The sequence below is a fragment of the Glycomyces tenuis DSM 44171 genome (assembly GCF_000427885.1).
Taxonomy (GTDB): Bacteria; Actinomycetota; Actinomycetes; order Mycobacteriales; family Micromonosporaceae; genus Glycomyces; species Glycomyces tenuis.
The window spans coordinates 183,188-199,583 of the sequence record NZ_KE386600.1; the positions used below are offsets into that span (position 1 = coordinate 183,188).

A 16,396-nucleotide genomic window follows, 5' to 3' on the forward strand; every position below is an offset into this window, starting at 1 on the left:
CCTCAGGTGGTCTCGGGGGCGAGCACGGTCGTGATGGTCTCCTCGGCCTCCCGCACCATGCGTTCTACGAGCGCGGCGCAGGTGGGGATGTCGTCGATGAGCGCCTGCGAGAGGCCGGCCCACCAGATGCCGGCCTCGAGATCGCCCGTCTCGTAGACCGTGCGTCCGCGGCGACCGGCGACGAGCTCGCGCACGTCCGCGAACTCGCCGCCCGCGTCGAGGATCGAGACGACCTCCTGAGAGACGCTGTTCTTCGACACCCGCGCGGTGTTGCGCAGCTGCCGGAAGACGAGGTCGGTCTGGAGCTCGTCGCGGGCGACCAGCTCCTCCTTCACCCGTTGATGGATCGGCGCCTCGGCGGTCGCCATGAAGCGGGTCGCCATCAGCACGCCTTCGGCGCCGAGTGCGAGGGCGGCGGCGAGTCCGGCCCCGTTCGCGATCCCGCCCGCCGCCAGCAGCGGCACGGAGATCCGCCGGGCCGCCGCCGCGAGCAGCACGAACAGCGGAACGTCGAGTTCGCCGGGGTGGCCGGCGGCCTCGAATCCGATCATCGCGACGGCGTCGGCTCCCGCCCGCTCGGCCTTGAGGGCGTGCCTGACGCTCGTGGCCTTGTGCACGACCTTCACGCCCGCGTCGTGGTAGCTCTGCACGAACACCGCCGGGTTGGAGCCCGAGGTCTCGACGACGGGAACGCCGAGATCGACGATGACGGCCTGGTACTCCTCGTAGGGCGGCGGGTCGATCGACGGAAGTGTGGTGAGGTTCACAGCGAATGGTTTGTCGGTGAGGTCCCGGCAGATCTTCACCTGCTCCGCGAGCGCGGCCGGGGTGGGGAAGGTGAGGGCCGTGATCGTCCCCAGGCCGCCCGCGTTCGACACGGCCGCGGCGAGTTCGGCGTTGCCGATCCACTGCATTCCGCCTTGCATGATGGGCGCGCTGACGTCGAAAGCTGTGGTGAATCGCGTCTTCAACACGGTGGTGGACTCCTTCGGCCGGAGCGGGCGTGCGGCCGGGCCGACGAACGCTCGTGCGGAAATTTCTTCATCAGTATTGACTGACGAGCGTTCGTCAGTCAATACTGGCGACTGTGAACCTGAACAAAGTCGTTCCGAGCTACGACGAACTTCCGCGCCTGCCGAAGCTCGACATGCCGCACTCGTGGGCGTTCTTCGGACCCGGCGACCCCTTCGGCACGCTGAACTTCCTCACCCCCGAGGTCGTCGCCGAGGCGGCCCGCTCGGTGCGGACCGGCGAGGTCGTGGCGCTCAGCCTCCCGGCCGACCAGCCCGACCCGCCGCTGTTCGGCCGGGAGCCGATGCGGCACCAGCAGTTCGACATCGACCGCAACACCAAAGACGACGTCGTCGACAATTACTTCCCCCAGGGCTCCAGCCAATGGGACGGCTTCTACCACGTCCGGGCGCGGGAGTTCGGCTACTTCGGCGGGGTCGAGGCGGCGACGGACCCCGTCGACGCCCCCCTCGGAATCGAGCTGTGGGCCGAACGCGGCATCGCCGGGCGCGGCGTCCTCATCGACGTCGAGGCGTTCCTGACGGCCGACGGCGGCCCGGGTGTCCCCGTCGACCAGGAGCACACGATCTCGCCGGGCCTGCTCCAGCGAGTCGTCGACGCGCAGGGCGTGCGGATACGGCAGGGCGACATCCTCCTCATCCGCACGGGCTGGCCCGCGAAGTACGCCGCGCGGCCCGCGGGCGCCGAGGCGGTGACCGCCATCCCCGGCCTGCACGCGGGCGAGGACACGGCACGGCTGCTGTGGAACTGGCACGCGGCCGCGGTCGTCACCGACCTTCCGGCCGTGGAACCCGTCCCCGGAGACGCCTCGGTCGGCTCGCTGCACCGGCGGCTCCTGCCACTGCTCGGCCTCCCCCTGGCCGAGCTGTTCGCCCTCGAGGCGCTGTCGGCCGCCTGCGCCCGCGCGGGCCGGTTCGACTTCTTCTTCACGGCCGCTCCGCTCAACCTGCGCGGCGCGTCCGGCTCACCGGGGAACGCCTTGGCGATTCTCTGACACACGATCCCTCACCACGCGAAGGAATATTCAATGACGAATTTCGCAAGGAGAACGATCGCCGTCGTGGCGGTCATCGGAACGCTCGGCATGTCCGCCGCCTGCTCGGGCGACGACGGCGACGAGCCGATCAAGATCGCCGTCGTCGGCCCGCAGAGCGGGCCGCTGGCCGAGATCGGCGAGAACCAGGTCGCGGGCGCCGAGGTGGCCGTCGACCAGATCAACGAGGCCGGCGGCATCCTGGGCCGGCAGGTGGAACTCGTCGACAGCGACGAGCAGACCACCCCCGAGACCTCGGTCGCCGCCGTGCGCGACATGGCGGGCGAGGGCGCCAACCTCGTCGTGGGCATGCTCTCCAGCGCGGGCTGCCTCGCGCTGGGGCCGCAGCTGGCGAGCATGGACGTCGCGCTGGTCACCACCGGATGCACCAACGACGACCTGACCGGGAAGGACGGGGAGGACGCGCCCTTTCCGAACCTCTTCCGCACCTCGAACAACGACTCTGCGCTGATCGCGCCGCTCGCTCAGACGATCGCCGAGCGGTTCCCCGAGGCCACCGACTACTCGGTCTTCGGCTACGACTACGTCACCGGCACCACCCAGTGGGACCTGTACCAGGACGCCGTCCAGGAGCACGGCGTCAGCATGGACGTCACCAGCGAGACCTTCGTGCCGATCGGGGAGCAGAACTTCGGCCTCCAGGTGCAGCAGCTGGTCAACGAAGTGGACGATCCCGCGACGAGCGCGCTCTACCTCGGCACGTACGGCTCGGGCACCGGCAGCTTCCTCCAGCAGGCCGCCTCCTACGACCTCTCCTCGCAGTTCGACGTGATCGTGAACCCCGGCGGCTACTATCCCGTCGCCCGGACCCTGAACGGCCAGGCGCCGAACGTGTGGAACTCCTACGACTACAACTACGCCGCGTTCGACAACGAGGCGAACACGCGGTTCGTGGAGGAGTTCAAGGCCAAGACCGGGAAGCTGCCGGTCGACTGGAGCTACGACGCCTACGTCGGCGTGCTCGCCATGGCGGCGGCCGTCGAGAAGGCGGGATCGACCGACACCGCCCCGGTCACCGAGGCGCTCGCCGGGCTCTCGTTCGACACCCCCGGCGGCGAGCTGACGATCGACGCGACCACACACCAGGCCGACCCGCCGGTGGTCATCACCAACACCGTCGGCAACGCCGACGCGGAGGAGGGCGTCGAGGTCCTCGAGACCGTCGTGGTACCGCGGAGCGAGGGCTGAGTCTTGGCCGTGATCTCGACATTGATCAACGGAGTGGCCTACGGCGTGCCGCTCTTCCTGGTGGCGAGCGGGCTGACACTGATCTACGGGGTCATCGGCGTGCTGAACTTCGCGCACGGCTCCTTCTTCGTCGTCGGAGCCCTGCTCGCCACCACCGTCATCGGCACCGGCCTCCCCACGCTCCCGACGTTCGCCGTCGCGGTGCTCGCCGGCGCCGCGGCCGTGGCGGCCCTCGGGCTCGTCACCGAGAGCACCGTGGTACGCCGCCTCTACCGCGGCGACCACATCACGATGCTGCTCGCCACCTTCGCGGTCCTGCTGATCGTGGAGGGCGTGGCCGAAGTGCTCTGGGGCACCACGCCGCGCTCGATCAGCAGGCCCGAGGTCCTCTCGGGCAGCACGCGGATCCTCGGCGCGACGATCCCCCTCTACGACATCGTGCTCGTCGTCGTCGGCGTCCTGGTCGCCGCGGGACTGTTCCTGCTGATCAACAAGAGCGCCTTCGGCCGCTCCGTGCGGGCCGTCGCGCAGGACTCCGTGATGGGCGAGGCGGTGGGCCTGAACACCAAGCGCGTCATGCTGCTGGTGTTCGGCCTCGGCTCCGCCCTCGCGGGGCTCGCCGGCGCCCTGATCGCCCCCAACGTCTCGGTCTCGCCCAGCCTCGGGCACGACTTCATCCTGCAGAGCTTCGCGATCGTCATCATCGGCGGCCTGGGCTCGGTGACCGGCTCGCTCGTAGCCGCGCTGCTGGTCGGCGTCGCCGAGGCGTTCGCGGTGGCCCACATGCCGGAACTCGCGGGCTTCACCTTCTACATCCTGGTCGCCGTCGTGCTGCTGGTGAGGCCGCGGGGCCTGCTGGGCAGCGCGAAACTGGGGAGGGCGTGATGAGCGCACCCGTCCGAACCGCGCCGCGCCGCATCGCCGCCGGGCCGTCGATCCTCCCGGGGGTCGCGAGCGCGCGCTTCGATCTGCGCCCGGTCTACGAACCGCTGATCTTCCTCGTCCTCACCTCGGCGGCGTACTTCGCGATGCCGCCCAACATGCAGTACATCCTGGGCATCGCGGTGATCTACGCACTGCTCACCACGAGCCTGAGCGTCCTGTTCGGCTGGACCGGCACCTACACCTTCGGCCACGCGGCCTTCTTCGGCATGGGCGCCTACGCGGCCGCGCTGCTGAAGGACCAGGCATGGGGGCCGCTGACGTTCCTCGGCGTGTCGGCGGCCGTCGCCGCCGTCGCCGCGGTCGTGATCGGGCTGATCGGCCGCCGCCTGGCGAAGGTCGAGTTCGCGATGCTCACGATGATCGTGGGGCAGATCGCCTACCTGCTCACCTTCCGGGTGCCGGAGCTCGAGGGCGACAACGGCATCTACGGCATCCCCCGTGGCGAGATCGCCGGGGTGGACCTCGCGCCGCCGGAGACCTTCTGGTGGTACTCCGTCATCGTGGTCGCCGTCGTGATGGGCCTGCTGCGCCGGATCAACCTCTCCTCGTTCGGCGAGAGCCTCAGCGCGATCCGCGACGACCCGGTCAAGGCGGCGGCGATCGGCATCCCGGTCAACGCGCTCCGACTCGCGGCGTTCACGCTCGCCGGGGCCGTGGCCGGTCTCGCCGGAGGGCTCTTCGCCCAGCAGGGCTCGATCGTCACCCCGTCCACGCTGTCGTTCACCTTCAGCGGCCAGATCATCATCATGGCGCTGCTCGGCGGCATGACGCGCTTCTGGGGACCGGCGGTCGGCGCCATCCTGTTCCAGTTCATCAACGCGCTCGTCTTCGGCAACACCCCGCACGCCACCCTCGTGCTCGGCGCCATCCTGCTCGCCGTCGTGCTGGTGTTCCCGAGCGGCGTGCTCGGCGTGCTCTCGCGACTGCGAGGGCTGCTTTCGAGAGGAAGGAGGACGCGGTGATCGCGCTCGAACTCCGCAACGTCCACAAGCACTACGGCGGCCCCCCGGTGGTGCAGGACGTCTCGCTCACGATCGAGCGGGGCCGCACCGTCGCCGTCATCGGCCCCAACGGCGCCGGCAAGACCACGCTGTTCGGCGTGATGGCGGGGGAGCACCGCGCCACCGGCGGCTCGCTGCTCCTGTTCGGCAAGGACGCCACGCGGGCCGGGGCCAAGCGGCTCGCCCACCTGGGCGTCGCCCGCACCTTCCAGGTCGCCCGCTACTTCCTCGAGAAGACGGTCGAGCAGAACCTCGTGATCGCCCGCGACGCCCGCCGGAGCCGGTACCGCAACCCGGTCTCGCGCGCACCGCGGCCCGGCGACACGATCACCGCGGCTCTCGACGCGGTCGGGCTCCAGGACCGGCGGCACCAGCCGTCCAGCACCCTCTCGCACGGTGACCGCAAGAGCCTCGAGATCGCCATGGCGCTCACACAGGACCCCGCCGTGCTGCTGCTCGATGAGCCCACCGCCGGCATGGGGGCGGAGGACATCCCCCGCACCATCAGGCTCCTCAAAGGACTGCGCGAGTCGCGGCCCGACCTCACGGTGGTGATCACGGCCCACGACATGGAGGTGGTGTTCGCCCTCGCCGACCGCGTGGTGCTGATGGCCGGCGGCAAGGTGGCCCTCGAAGGCAGCCCCGCTGCCGTCCGGGACGACCCGCTCACCAGGGAGATCTACCTCGGCGACTCCTACGAAGGGGGATCGGCGGCATGAGCGAACTCAAGATCACCTCCCTCTCGGCGTCCTACGGCCTCGCCGTCGCCCTCACTGATGTGTCGATCACCCTGCGCAAAGGGGAGACCGTCGGACTCCTGGGACGCAACGGCGCCGGCAAGACGACCCTGCTGAAGTCGATCGTCAACGACCCCGAGATCAGCGCGACGGGCGAGGTGACGGTCGCGGGCGCCTCGCTGCGCAAGACGCCGACCTACAAGGTGGCGCGCCGCGGCGTGGCGTGGGTGCCGGACAACCGGCGGATCTTCACCTCGCTCAGCGTGGCCGAGAACCTCGACATCGCGAAGTCCAGAAAGGCGCCGGGCGATCAGCTCGACAAGGTGCTCGCCAACGTGCCCCTGGTCGAGAAGCTGCTGAAGCGGCGCGGCTTCGAGCTCAGCGGCGGCGAGCAGCAGGCGGTCACGATCGCCCGCGCCCTGATGGGCGATCCCGACTTCCTGCTGCTGGACGAGCCGACCGAGGGTCTGGCGCCGCTCATCGTCGAACAGCTGCGGACGTCGATCTCCCGACTCCCTTCGCTGTTCGATCTCGGCGTCCTGGTCACAGAGCAGAACTTCCGCTTCGTGACCGAGCTCGCCGACCGGGTCCACATCCTGGAAACTGGTCAGGCGGTCTGGGCCGGCGCCCCCGATGAACTCGTCGCCCGCCCCGACCTGATCAACCGACATCTTTCAGTTGGGGAGAAATAAATGCTCGTCGAGAAGAACGACACCGAGACCCGCATCTACGAAGCCGCCCGGGTGCTGTTCAACCAGTGGGGCTATACGGGGATGACGCTCAGGCAGATCGCCAAGGCCGTCGGCATCGAGGTGCAGAGCATCTACAACTACATCCCCTCGAAGCAGGTCCTCGTCGAGCGCCTGGTGCGCAACGGCACCGGCGAACTGCACACCTCGGTGCTCGCCGCCCTCGAAGGCGCGGGGCCGACCCCGGGCGAGCGGCTCGCCGCGGCGGTCAAGGCCCACGTCATCCATTACCTCAGCTCGACGAACGTCGTCGTCTTCTTCCGCGACAGCCTCGTGCACTTCGACGAGGGCACGCGTTCGTCGCTGCTGGTGATGCTCAAGGCCTACGAGCAGGTCTTCAAGGACATCATCCGGGCGGGCATCGACTCCGGCGAGTTCCGCGACGTCGACGTCACGCCGACCACCTACGCCATCCTCGGCATGGGCGACTCGGTCGTCAACTGGTGGCGGCCGAGCGGGCGGCTCGACGCCGCGGCCGTCGGCGAGCTCTTCGGCGACCTCGCCGTGCAGATGGTGACCGAGGGCGCGCGGGACGAGCGCACGACACGAACACCGACCGACAAGGAGCACTGATTCGGCATGACCATCACCCGATTCGACGAGCCGGCCGCGGCCGTGTTCAGGGAGGAGGTCGCCGCCTGGGTGCGCGACGCCCTCCCCGAGAAGTGGACGGCCGACCGGGCCTCGCTGAGTCCCGCGGAGGTGCAGCAGGCGCAGCGGGAGTGGGACGCGGCGCTCTACGCCGGCGGCTACGCCGGACTCGCCTGGCCCGCCGAGTACGGCGGGCGCGGCTTCGGCCCGATCGAGGAGCTCATCTACTACGAGGAGTCCTCGCGGGCGAACGCCCCCGACGGCTTCGGGCGCATCGGGCGGGTGCTCGCCGGGCCGACGATCATCGCCGCGGGCAGCGAGGCCCAGCGGGCGAAGTACCTGCCGCGGATCCTCGACGCGAGCGAGATCTGGTGCCAGGGCTTCTCCGAACCCGGCGCGGGCTCCGACCTCGCCTCGGTCGCGACGACGGCCGTGAAGGTCGACGGTGGCTACCTCGTCAACGGGCAGAAGATCTGGACGAGCTTCGCGCAGTACTCGAAGCGCTGCCTCATGCTGGTGAAGACCTCGAACGAGCTCCCGCGCCACCACAACCTCGGCTTCCTGCTGCTCGACATGGAGCAGGACGGCGTCGACGTGCGCCCGATCCGCCAGATCGACGGCGAGGAGGAGTTCAGCGAGGTCTTCTTCACCGACGTCTTCGTCGCCGACGAGGACCTCGTCGGCGACGAGCACGAGGGCTGGAAGGTCGCGATGACCGTGCTCGGCAACGAGCGCGGCACCACCGAGGCGGCCACCCGGCTCGTCGAGGCCGCCGCGCAGATCGACCTGCTGGGCCGGTGCTGCGCCGAGGGCGGCGTCGACGCCGCGCGCCTCGACGACCGCCGCGAGCTGCTGCGCTGGCACATCCTGCGCGCCACCGAGGAGAAGGCGGCCGGTCTCGACTGGTTCACGGCCGGCTCCATCCTCAAGGTGCAGTGGAGCGAGCTCATCCAGGACGCCGCCCGGCTGGGCCTGGACAGCGGCTGCACTGCGCACCGCGACTACTGGCGGCACCACTATCTGGCCTCGAAGGCGATGTCGATCTACTCCGGCACCAACGAGATCCAGCGCAACATCATCACCGACCGCGTCCTGAAGGTAGCGAGGTAACCCATGTCCACTGTCGTCGAAGAGATCGGCGCGGTCGTCGCCGAGCACGTCGTCGAGATCATGCGGAGCGGCGCGGACGCGCCGCCGGAGCCGAACGCCCGGATCTGGTCGGTGCTGGCCGAGGGCGGCTGGGGCGCCGTCTCGGCCGATCCCGAGAACGGCATGGAGCTCCGCGACCTCCTCGAGGTCGCCCGCGCCTCGGGCCGGTACGCCTACTCCACGCCCCTGGTCACCACCCTCCTCGCCGGCCGCTGGTTCGACCTCGAGGAGCAGCGCCTGGCCGGGGGCCTCGTCACGGCGCTGCGCCGAGGCGACCAGATCGTCGCCCCCTACTACTGCGAAGGCGTCGCCGTCGTCGACGGAACGGGGGCGATCGTGCCGGCCGACCCGTCCGCAGTGGAGTCGTTCTCCCTCCTCGCTCCCGTCGCCCTGCTCCCGGAGAGCACCGCGCCGATCGACGGCACCGAGCTGGCCGAGGCACGCGCCGGCTTCATGGCCGTCGCGGTGGGATGCGCCGACGCCGTCATCGAGCGGTCGGTCGACTGGGCGCAGACCCGCGAACAGTTCGGCCAGGCCATCAAGGGCTTCCAGGCGGTTCGCCACCATCTCGCGAACGCGCACATCGCCCGCGAGCAGGCGTGGACGGCCGCCATCGCGGCCGCGCACGAGCCCGAGCGGTCGGCGCGCTGGGCGCGGCAGGGCTTCTCGCTCGCGCGCACCGCGATCGAGCTCGGCATCCAGGTGCACGGCGGCGTCGGCTACACCTGGGAGCTCGGTCTCCAGCACTACCTCGCCCAGGTGATCGAGCTCGACGCGATCTTCGGAGGCGAACGATGACAGCGCTCGAAGTGGACCGCCCGGCCCCCGGCGTGCTCCGGATGCGGTTGAACGGCGCCGACACCCTCAACGCGCTCGACGAGGGCGTGAAGACGGCGCTCGTCGACGCGCTGCGGGCCGCCGCCCTCGACCGCGAGGCACGCGCCGTGCTGCTCACCGGAACCGGGCGCGCGTTCTGCTCCGGAGGCGACGTGCGGGGGATGGGCACGCGGAGCCCTTCGGAGACGAACGACGTGCTCACCTTCGGACGGCAGATCACCGAGGGCATCGCGGAACTGCAGAAGCCCGTCGTCGCCGCGGTGAACGGCATCGCCTCGGGCGCCGGTTTCAACCTGGCGCTGGCCTCGGACATCGTGCTGGCAGCGCCCAAAGCGTGGTTCCAGCAGTCCTTCGTGCGCATGGGCCTGATGCCCGACATGGGGGGCACCTACCTGCTGAGTCGGGCGATCGGCCTGCACCGGGCGAAGCACGCCCTGCTCACCGGCCGTCGGTTCACCGCCGAAGAGGGCCGCGAGCTCGGCTTCGTAGCGCGGGTCGTCGAGGGCGACTTCGACGCCGAGGCCGTCGAGTTCTGCGCCGGGCTCGCACGCCGGGCGCCGATCGCGCTCGGGCTCACCAAGCTGCTCGCGAACCGGGCCGTCGACGGCTCGCTCGCCGACGCCCTCGACCGCGAGGCCCTCGCCCAGGGCGTCCTCGCGGCGACGGCCGACCACAAGGCGGCGGTCTCGACCTTCCTGTCCAAAGGCGACCTCGACGCGATCGAATTCAAAGGAGAATGACGTGACCGATCTCGTACGCACCACCATCGACGGACGCGTCGCGCACGTCGTGCTCGACCGGCCGAAGAAGCTGAACGCCCTCAACAATCCGATGCTCGACGAGTTCTCGGCCGCGATCGCCGAGCTCGGCGCGGACGACGACGTCTCGGTGATCGTGATCTCCGGCTCGGGCGGCAACTTCAGCGTCGGCTTCGACGTCGACCCCGGCAACGGCTATTCGGACGCGGCGGCCGGCCTGACCCCCTACGCGGACTGGGCCTCGCTGCGGCGCAACATCGAACGCTGGCTCGCCGTGTGGGACACCCCGAAGCCCGTCATCGCGGCCGTCGAGGGCTACTGCATGGGCGGGGCGACGATGCTCGCCGTCTGCACCGACATCACCGTGGTGGGCGAGACGGCCGTGCTCGGCTGGCCCTCCATCCCGCTCGGCGGGGGTCTGCTGAGCCCCACCTCCGCGTGGCTGATCGGACCGAAGAAGGCCAAGGAGCTCTCGTTCATCGCCGGCAGCCGCCTGAGCGGCGCCGAGGCGGCCGCCCTGGGCTGGGCGAACCACGCCGTCCCCAGCGGAACGGTGCTCGAACGCGCCGACGCGCTCGCGGCGAGCGTGGCGAAGATGCCCCTCGAGCTGCTGCGGGTCAAGAAACTCGCGCTCAACCGCTTCCTCGATCAGCAGGGCTTCCGCGAGTCGGTGCTGATGGGCGCCGAATGGGACGCGATCGCGCACACCTCCCAGGCCACGCACGCCATGACCGACAAGGTCGCCGAGCTGGGTCTCAAGGGGGCCATCGCCTGGTTCAACGCCGGAGGCGCGGAATGAACCGCGCCCTCCCGCTCTTCGACTGGGCGTTCTCGCAGGCCGACAAGCCGGCCATCGTCACCGACGACGGCTCGTACTCCTTCGCTCGGCTGCGCGACGCCGTCCTGAGCGCCGCCGCGAACCTCGCCGACCGGGTCGGGCCGGGCACGAGGGTCGGGCTCTTCATCGACAGCACGCCGAACTTCGTCGTCCAGCAGTACGCGGTGTTCTACCTCGGCGGCGTGGTGGTCCCGCTCAACCGCGCGATGCGCGAGAGCGAGCTGCTCGACGTGCTCGACTACCTCGGCGTCACCGTCCTGGTGAGCGACACCCCGATCGACCTGGCGTCGACGCCGGTCACCGGCTTCACGGTCTCGGGCGAGTTCCACACCACGGGCGACCACGCCTCGGCCCCGGCGATGGCGGAGCTCGACGCCGACGACCCGGCGCTCATCCTCCAGACCTCGGGATCGACCGGTCGGCCCAAGGGCGTCCAGCTGAGCGTCCGCAACCTGGCCGCCAACTACGACGCGAGCTACCGCTGGATCGGCGTGGGCAGGCAGGACGTCATCCTGCTCACCCTGCCCATCTTCAACACCTACGCCCTCAACCAGGGCGTCAACATGATGGCGATGACCGGCGCCACGATGCGCCTGCTGCGCCGCTTCTCCTGCGCCAACGTGCGCCGCGCGCTCGAGGACTCCTCGCCGACCTTCCTGCCGCTCGTGCCGACCATGCTCACCCGCCTGTACAAGGAGGGCGTGGTGTACGAGCGGCCCATCACCCTCGGGATCGGCGCGGCGGCCAGCCCGGCCCAGATCGCCGACGACGCCTGGAAGGTCTTCCCGAACGCGTTCCTGTTCTTCGGGTACGGGCTGACCGAGGGGACGGCGATCGCCTCCCAGAACAGGGTCGGCACGCGGGAGGAGAACAGCGGCGACTTCACCTCGGTCGGCCTCATCGTGCCGGGCGTGTCGGTGAAGCTCGCGCCCTCGGGCGAGCCGGACGGCCGCGGCGAGATCATGATCGGCGGCGAGTCGGTCTTCTCGGCCTACGTCGGCACGACGGAGGAGCGGCCGGTCACCGACGGCTGGCTGCGGACCGGCGACGTGGGCGTGTTCGACGACGGCCGGCTGAGCATCGTCGGCCGCAAGCGCGAACTCATCATCCGGGGCGGACAGAACATCTACCCCAGTGAGATCGAACGGCTCGTCTCCTCGCACGAATCGGTGCTCGAGGCGGCCGTCGTCGGCGCGCCCGACCCCGATCTGGGCGAGGTGCCTGTGGCGTTCGTGGTGCTGCGGGACGGCGCCGCGGTCACGCCCGAATCGCTGATCGAGTGGCTGCGCCCCCGGTCGGCGGCCTTCAAGATCCCGACCGCGGTGCACGTGGTCGAGACGATGCCGAAGACCCCGACGGGGAAGATCCGCAAGATCGACCTCAGCGCGATGGCCGCCGGCGGGAAGGCGGATTGAGATGCGGCGACTGGACGGCGCCGCCGAGGTCGAACGGGCGCTCGGCGAGGAGCTCGGCGTGGGCTCCTGGTACCCGGTGACGCAGGCGGCCGTCACGGCCTTCGCCGACGTCACGGGCGACCACCAGTGGATCCACGTCGATGCGGCCCGGGCGGCCCAGGGCCCCTACGGAGGGACCGTCGCCCACGGGTACTTCACGCTCTCGCTCCTGCCGCACCTGGTGAGCGACGCCTTCGAGCTCACCGGCTTCGGCATGAAGGTCAACTACGGGCTCGACCGGGTGCGTTTCCCCTCGCCGGTGCGGGTCGGCTCGCGCATCCGCGCCCGAGCGGTGCTGACCGAAGTGGAGGGTACCGCGCGCGGCACCCGGATCGTGGTGCGGAACACGGTGGAGATAGAGGACTCGACGGTGCCCGCGTGCGTCGCCGACACCGTCGCCCTGCTGGTCCCGCGACCCTGAAGACGAAGGACGGAACCATGGCACTACTCGAACGACGCACGGCCGTGATCACCGGCGCCGCGCAAGGGCTGGGCTTCGCGATCGCGCAGGCGTGCCTCGCCGAGGGCGCGAACGTCGTGATCGGCGACCTCGACGGCGCGGCCGCCGCCGCGGCCCGGCTTGCCGGGGAGGACCGCGCTGTCGGCCTCGCCTGCGACGTGACCTCGGAGGCCGACGTCGACAGGCTGCTGGCGGCCGCGGTGGCGGCCTTCGGAGGCGTCGACGTGATGGTCAACAACGCCGGGATCACGCGCGACAAGACGATGCGCAAGATGACCCTCGACGACTTCGGCGCGGTGATCGACGTGCACCTGCGCGGCACCTGGCTCGGCACGCGGGCGGCGGCGTCGGTCATGCGCGAGCAGGGCCGGGGCGGCTCGATCGTCAACATGTCGTCGATCTCCGGCAAGGTCGGCAACCCCGGGCAGACGAACTACAGTGCCGCGAAGGCCGGGATCGTGGGCCTCACCAAGGCGGCCGCGAAGGAGGTCGGCTTCGCTGGAGTGCGGGTCAACGCCCTCCAACCGGGCATCATCGAGACCGCGATGACGCGGAAGCTCAGCGACGAGGTGAGGGCGTCGCGACTCGCAGACGTCCCGCTCGGCCGATTCGGGCGCCCCGAGGAGGTCGCGCAGGCCGCGGTCTTCCTGGCGAGCGACATGTCGAGCTACCTCACCGGCGTCACCATCGAGATCGCAGGGGGGCGCAACCTCTGATGGAACGGGCCGACCTGTACGACATGATCGCCGTGGAGAGGATAGACGGATCCGCCGACGGTGCCGAGACCTTCCGCGGCACACCGGTTTCCGGCCCCTACGGGCGGGTGTTCGGCGGCCAGCTCATCGGCCAGGCGGTCGCCGCGGCCACAACGGCGGTCGAACAGACGCGGCCCGGGCGCGCCGCGCACTCCCTGCACGCCTACTTCCTCAGCGTCGGCGACCCCCGGAACCCGATCGACTACGAGGTGGCGGCGATACGCGACGGACGGTCGTTCTCGGTGCGGTCGGTGCGGGCGCGCCAGGACGGACGGCTGCTGCTGACGGCGGAGCTCTCCTTCCAGGATCCGGCCAAGGGGCCCACGCATGAGGAGCCGCGCACGACGGCGTACCCCGAACCGGAATCCCTGCCGACGTGCGAGCGGGGACCGGCGGGAGCGGTGCACCGGACCGCCGTTGAGATCCGGCGTGTCCCACCAGAACTCGACCCGAAATCGGAGCTCGGCCCGCGGCCCGGGCAGGCGGTCTGGCTGCGGGCCGCCGCCCCGCGAAGCGGCGTCTCCGATCGGGACGGGCGGGCCGTGCTGGCGATGGCCACCGACTTCACCGTTCTCGAATCCGTCGTCAAAGGCCACGGACTGACCTTCGCCACCGAAGGACTCACCGTCGCGAGCCTCGACCACTCGATGTGGTGGCACGCCCCTGGAGCCCTCGACGAGTGGGTGCTCTACCTGCAGGAGAGCCCGTGGTCGGGCGGCCAGCGCGGCCTGGTCACCGGTCGGCTCTACACCCGAGACGGCCGACTGCTCGCCTCGGTGGTGCAGGAAGGGCTGCTGCGGATCGCGCCGTCCGCGCCGGTGGAAGGCGCCTCGTGAACGCGGTACGGGTGGAGGAGCACGGGCCGGTGCTCGTGATCACACTGGACCGGCCCGAGGTGCTGAACGCTGTGGACGCCGCCCTGACATGCGAACTGGGCGAAGCGATCGAGCGACTGGACGGCGAGACCGCCCTCCGCGCGGGTGTGATCACCGGGGCCGGGGAGGCATTCTGCGCGGGCCTCGACATGAAGGCCGTCGCCGCCGGAGCTCCGATCGCGGCGACCCGGCATCCGGACCGAGGGTTCGCCGGAATCACCGCCCGGACCGCGGGCAAGCCGCTGATCGCCGCGGTCAACGGCGCGGCCGTCGGCGGTGGCCTGGAGATCGCGCTGGCATGCGACCTCATCATCGTGGCCGAGGAAGCGAAACTCGGGCTGCCGGAGGTGCGGCACGGCGTCTTCGCGGCAGGCGGCGGTGTCGCCCGGCTCGCACGGCAACTGCCGGAGAGGATCGCGCGGGAACTGCTGCTGACCGGGAGGCTCGTGACGGCGGCCGAGGCGCGCACCTGGGGGCTGGTGAACGCGGTCGTGCCCGCCGCCGACGTGGTCGGCGAGGCCCTGCGGATCGCGCAGACGATCGCCGAGAACGCGCCGCTCGCCGTCCAGGCGACCAAACGCGTGCTGGCGGCGAGCCCCCCGAGCCCCGGTGATCCCATCGCCGATACCGAGGCCGAGCGGGTGTTCGCCTCCGAAGACGCGGCCGAGGGGATCGCGGCGTTCGCTGCGAACCGGAGGCCGCGCTTCACAGGGCGCTGAGCGCCGAGCCGTCCATCGCCGCCCAGAGATCCGCCACCACCAGAAGGAGAGAAACCCGTGACCCAGGCCCTGATCTACGACGCCGTCCGCACCCCCTTCGGCCGTTTCGGCAAGGCGCTCGCCGGAGTGCGCCCCGACGACCTCGCCGCCTCGACCCTGGCGGCGCTGCTGGCGCGGCATCCGGAGACCGACCCGGCGGCGATCGACGATGTGGTGCTCGGCTGCGCCAACCAGGCGGGGGAGGACAACCGCGACGTCGCACGGATGGCGGTGCTGCTCGCCGGGCTGCCGACGTCCGTTCCCGGCGTCACCGTGAACCGCTTGTGCGGCTCGAGCATGCAGGCGGTGATGGACGCCTCCCGGGCAGTGGAGAGCGGCGACGCCGACCTCGTCGTCGCGGGCGGAGTCGAGTCGATGTCGCGGGCGCCGTGGGTGGTGCCGAAGCCGTCGCGGGCCTTCCCCGCCACCGACGAGACCATGCACTCGACGACGCTGGGGTGGCGTCTGGTCAATCCGCGGATGCCGACGGAGTGGACGGTCTCGCTCGGGGAGTCGAATGAGGCCCTCGCCGAACGGCGTGGCATCACCCGTGCCGAGCAGGACGAGTTCGCCGTCCGCAGTCACCGCAATGCGGCCGCCGCCTGGGACGCCGGCCTGTACGACGCCGAGATCGTGCCGGTGCCCGGTGTCGCGCTCGACCGTGACGAGGGCATCCGTGCCGACGCTTCGGTCGAGACGCTCTCGGGTCTGGAGCCGGCGTTCCGGACGGGGGGCACCATCACGGCGGGGAACGCATCGCCGCTGAACGACGGCGCCTCGATGGTGCTCATCGGTTCCCAGGGCGCTCCCATCGACGCGGAGCCGCTCGCGCGGGTGACCGGTCGTGCCGTGCACGGCGTCGACCCCGACGTCTTCGGGATCGGGCCCGTGCAAGCGGCGAATCGCGCCCTTGCTCGAGCGGGTCGCAGCTGGGCCGATGTCGATCTCGTCGAACTGAACGAGGCTTTCGCGGCGCAGAGCCTGGCGTGCTCGCGATCCTGGCCCGAACTCGATCCCGCCATCGTGAACGTGCACGGCGGAGCGATCGCGATCGGGCACCCCCTCGGAGCCTCGGGTGGCCGGCTGATCGGGCACGCCGCTCACGAACTGGTCCGTCGGGGTGGCGGCGTCGCGCTCGCGGCCATCTGCATCGGTGTCGGCCAGGGACTCGCGGTCGTCCTCGAGCGGTAGGCGAACGAGAAGGAGAACGGCGTC

18 protein-coding genes are annotated in these 16,396 nt (G+C 70.7%); 17 read left to right on the forward strand and 1 reads right to left on the reverse strand.

Features of this window, described 5'->3' with window-relative positions; genetic code table 11:
* Positions 1–2: 2 nt before the first annotated feature.
* Positions 3–974 carry an NAD(P)H-dependent flavin oxidoreductase gene (locus tag YWW_RS0125045; RefSeq protein ID WP_026932226.1) on the reverse strand — a complete coding sequence of 324 codons (972 nt, stop codon included), beginning with the start codon at positions 972–974 and terminating at the stop codon, positions 3–5.
* Positions 975–1,087: 113 nt separating this feature from the next.
* Between YWW_RS0125045 and YWW_RS0125050 the strand changes: the two genes are divergently transcribed.
* Genes YWW_RS0125050 through YWW_RS0125135 form a run of 17 tightly spaced genes read left to right on the forward strand, consistent with a single transcriptional unit; the run spans position 1,088 to position 16,372 of the window.
* Positions 1,088–2,026: a cyclase family protein gene (locus YWW_RS0125050; protein ID WP_051326291.1), complete on the forward strand. Its 939-nt coding sequence runs from the start codon at positions 1,088–1,090 to the stop codon at positions 2,024–2,026.
* A 33-nt stretch (positions 2,027–2,059) separates the two neighbouring features.
* Complete coding sequence (locus YWW_RS0125055) at positions 2,060–3,274, forward strand: ABC transporter substrate-binding protein (protein ID WP_026932228.1); 1,215 nt, start codon at positions 2,060–2,062, stop codon at positions 3,272–3,274.
* 9 nt (positions 3,275–3,283) lie between these two features.
* Positions 3,284–4,159: a branched-chain amino acid ABC transporter permease gene (locus YWW_RS0125060; RefSeq protein WP_162146002.1), complete on the forward strand. Its 876-nt coding sequence runs from the start codon at positions 3,284–3,286 to the stop codon at positions 4,157–4,159.
* A complete protein-coding gene (locus YWW_RS0125065) occupies positions 4,159–5,181 on the forward strand; it encodes a branched-chain amino acid ABC transporter permease (protein ID WP_026932230.1) in 1,023 nt (340 codons plus the stop codon). The genes YWW_RS0125060 and YWW_RS0125065 overlap by 1 nt, the downstream gene beginning before the upstream one ends.
* On the forward strand, positions 5,178–5,939 hold the full coding sequence (locus tag YWW_RS36580) for an ABC transporter ATP-binding protein (protein WP_026932231.1): 762 nt from the start codon (positions 5,178–5,180) through the stop codon (positions 5,937–5,939). The genes YWW_RS0125065 and YWW_RS36580 overlap by 4 nt, the downstream gene beginning before the upstream one ends.
* On the forward strand, positions 5,936–6,649 hold the full coding sequence (locus tag YWW_RS0125075) for an ABC transporter ATP-binding protein (RefSeq protein ID WP_026932232.1): 714 nt from the start codon (positions 5,936–5,938) through the stop codon (positions 6,647–6,649). Before YWW_RS36580 ends, YWW_RS0125075 begins: the two co-directional genes overlap by 4 nt.
* Positions 6,650–7,279 carry a TetR/AcrR family transcriptional regulator gene (locus tag YWW_RS0125085; protein ID WP_035696798.1) on the forward strand — a complete coding sequence of 210 codons (630 nt, stop codon included), beginning with the start codon at positions 6,650–6,652 and terminating at the stop codon, positions 7,277–7,279.
* 6 nt (positions 7,280–7,285) lie between these two features.
* The gene (locus YWW_RS0125090; RefSeq protein ID WP_026932234.1) at positions 7,286–8,407 is read left to right on the forward strand and encodes an acyl-CoA dehydrogenase family protein; all 1,122 of its coding nucleotides are present in this window, start codon (positions 7,286–7,288) and stop codon (positions 8,405–8,407) included.
* A gap of 3 nt (positions 8,408–8,410) precedes the next feature.
* Positions 8,411–9,244 carry an acyl-CoA dehydrogenase family protein gene (locus YWW_RS0125095; RefSeq protein ID WP_026932235.1) on the forward strand — a complete coding sequence of 278 codons (834 nt, stop codon included), beginning with the start codon at positions 8,411–8,413 and terminating at the stop codon, positions 9,242–9,244.
* Positions 9,241–10,023 carry an enoyl-CoA hydratase/isomerase family protein gene (locus YWW_RS0125100; RefSeq protein WP_026932236.1) on the forward strand — a complete coding sequence of 261 codons (783 nt, stop codon included), beginning with the start codon at positions 9,241–9,243 and terminating at the stop codon, positions 10,021–10,023. Before YWW_RS0125095 ends, YWW_RS0125100 begins: the two co-directional genes overlap by 4 nt.
* Position 10,024: 1 nt before the next feature.
* Entirely contained in the window at positions 10,025–10,840 is an 816-nt protein-coding gene (locus YWW_RS32975) for an enoyl-CoA hydratase-related protein (protein ID WP_035696796.1), read from the forward strand.
* Positions 10,837–12,294: a class I adenylate-forming enzyme family protein gene (locus tag YWW_RS32980; protein WP_051326293.1), complete on the forward strand. Its 1,458-nt coding sequence runs from the start codon at positions 10,837–10,839 to the stop codon at positions 12,292–12,294. Before YWW_RS32975 ends, YWW_RS32980 begins: the two co-directional genes overlap by 4 nt.
* Position 12,295: 1 nt before the next feature.
* Positions 12,296–12,754 carry a MaoC family dehydratase gene (locus YWW_RS0125115; protein ID WP_026932237.1) on the forward strand — a complete coding sequence of 153 codons (459 nt, stop codon included), beginning with the start codon at positions 12,296–12,298 and terminating at the stop codon, positions 12,752–12,754.
* Between the two features lie 17 nt (positions 12,755–12,771).
* Positions 12,772–13,509: a 3-oxoacyl-ACP reductase FabG gene (fabG, locus tag YWW_RS0125120; protein WP_026932238.1), complete on the forward strand. Its 738-nt coding sequence runs from the start codon at positions 12,772–12,774 to the stop codon at positions 13,507–13,509.
* Positions 13,509–14,384 carry an acyl-CoA thioesterase gene (locus YWW_RS32985; protein WP_035696795.1) on the forward strand — a complete coding sequence of 292 codons (876 nt, stop codon included), beginning with the start codon at positions 13,509–13,511 and terminating at the stop codon, positions 14,382–14,384. The genes fabG and YWW_RS32985 overlap by 1 nt, the downstream gene beginning before the upstream one ends.
* Positions 14,381–15,142 (forward strand): enoyl-CoA hydratase-related protein, encoded by a 762-nt coding sequence (locus YWW_RS0125130; protein WP_026932239.1) that lies wholly within the window; start codon positions 14,381–14,383, stop codon positions 15,140–15,142. Before YWW_RS32985 ends, YWW_RS0125130 begins: the two co-directional genes overlap by 4 nt.
* Positions 15,143–15,199: 57 nt before the next feature.
* Positions 15,200–16,372: a thiolase family protein gene (locus tag YWW_RS0125135; protein WP_026932240.1), complete on the forward strand. Its 1,173-nt coding sequence runs from the start codon at positions 15,200–15,202 to the stop codon at positions 16,370–16,372.
* The last annotated feature ends 24 nt before the right edge of the window (positions 16,373–16,396 follow it).

Coding starts and splice junctions, on each gene's coding strand:
- YWW_RS0125100 (WP_026932236.1), top strand. CDS start 9,241: ATGACAGCGCTCGAAGTGGACCGCCCGGCCCCCGGCGTGCTCCGGATG.
- YWW_RS0125095 (WP_026932235.1), top strand. CDS start 8,411: ATGTCCACTGTCGTCGAAGAGATCGGCGCGGTCGTCGCCGAGCACGTC.
- YWW_RS0125055 (WP_026932228.1), top strand. CDS start 2,060: ATGACGAATTTCGCAAGGAGAACGATCGCCGTCGTGGCGGTCATCGGA.
- YWW_RS32980 (WP_051326293.1), top strand. CDS start 10,837: ATGAACCGCGCCCTCCCGCTCTTCGACTGGGCGTTCTCGCAGGCCGAC.
- YWW_RS32985 (WP_035696795.1), top strand. CDS start 13,509: ATGGAACGGGCCGACCTGTACGACATGATCGCCGTGGAGAGGATAGAC.
- YWW_RS0125065 (WP_026932230.1), top strand. CDS start 4,159: ATGAGCGCACCCGTCCGAACCGCGCCGCGCCGCATCGCCGCCGGGCCG.
- YWW_RS0125075 (WP_026932232.1), top strand. CDS start 5,936: ATGAGCGAACTCAAGATCACCTCCCTCTCGGCGTCCTACGGCCTCGCC.
- YWW_RS0125090 (WP_026932234.1), top strand. CDS start 7,286: ATGACCATCACCCGATTCGACGAGCCGGCCGCGGCCGTGTTCAGGGAG.
- fabG (WP_026932238.1), top strand. CDS start 12,772: ATGGCACTACTCGAACGACGCACGGCCGTGATCACCGGCGCCGCGCAA.
- YWW_RS0125115 (WP_026932237.1), top strand. CDS start 12,296: ATGCGGCGACTGGACGGCGCCGCCGAGGTCGAACGGGCGCTCGGCGAG.
- YWW_RS0125085 (WP_035696798.1), top strand. CDS start 6,650: ATGCTCGTCGAGAAGAACGACACCGAGACCCGCATCTACGAAGCCGCC.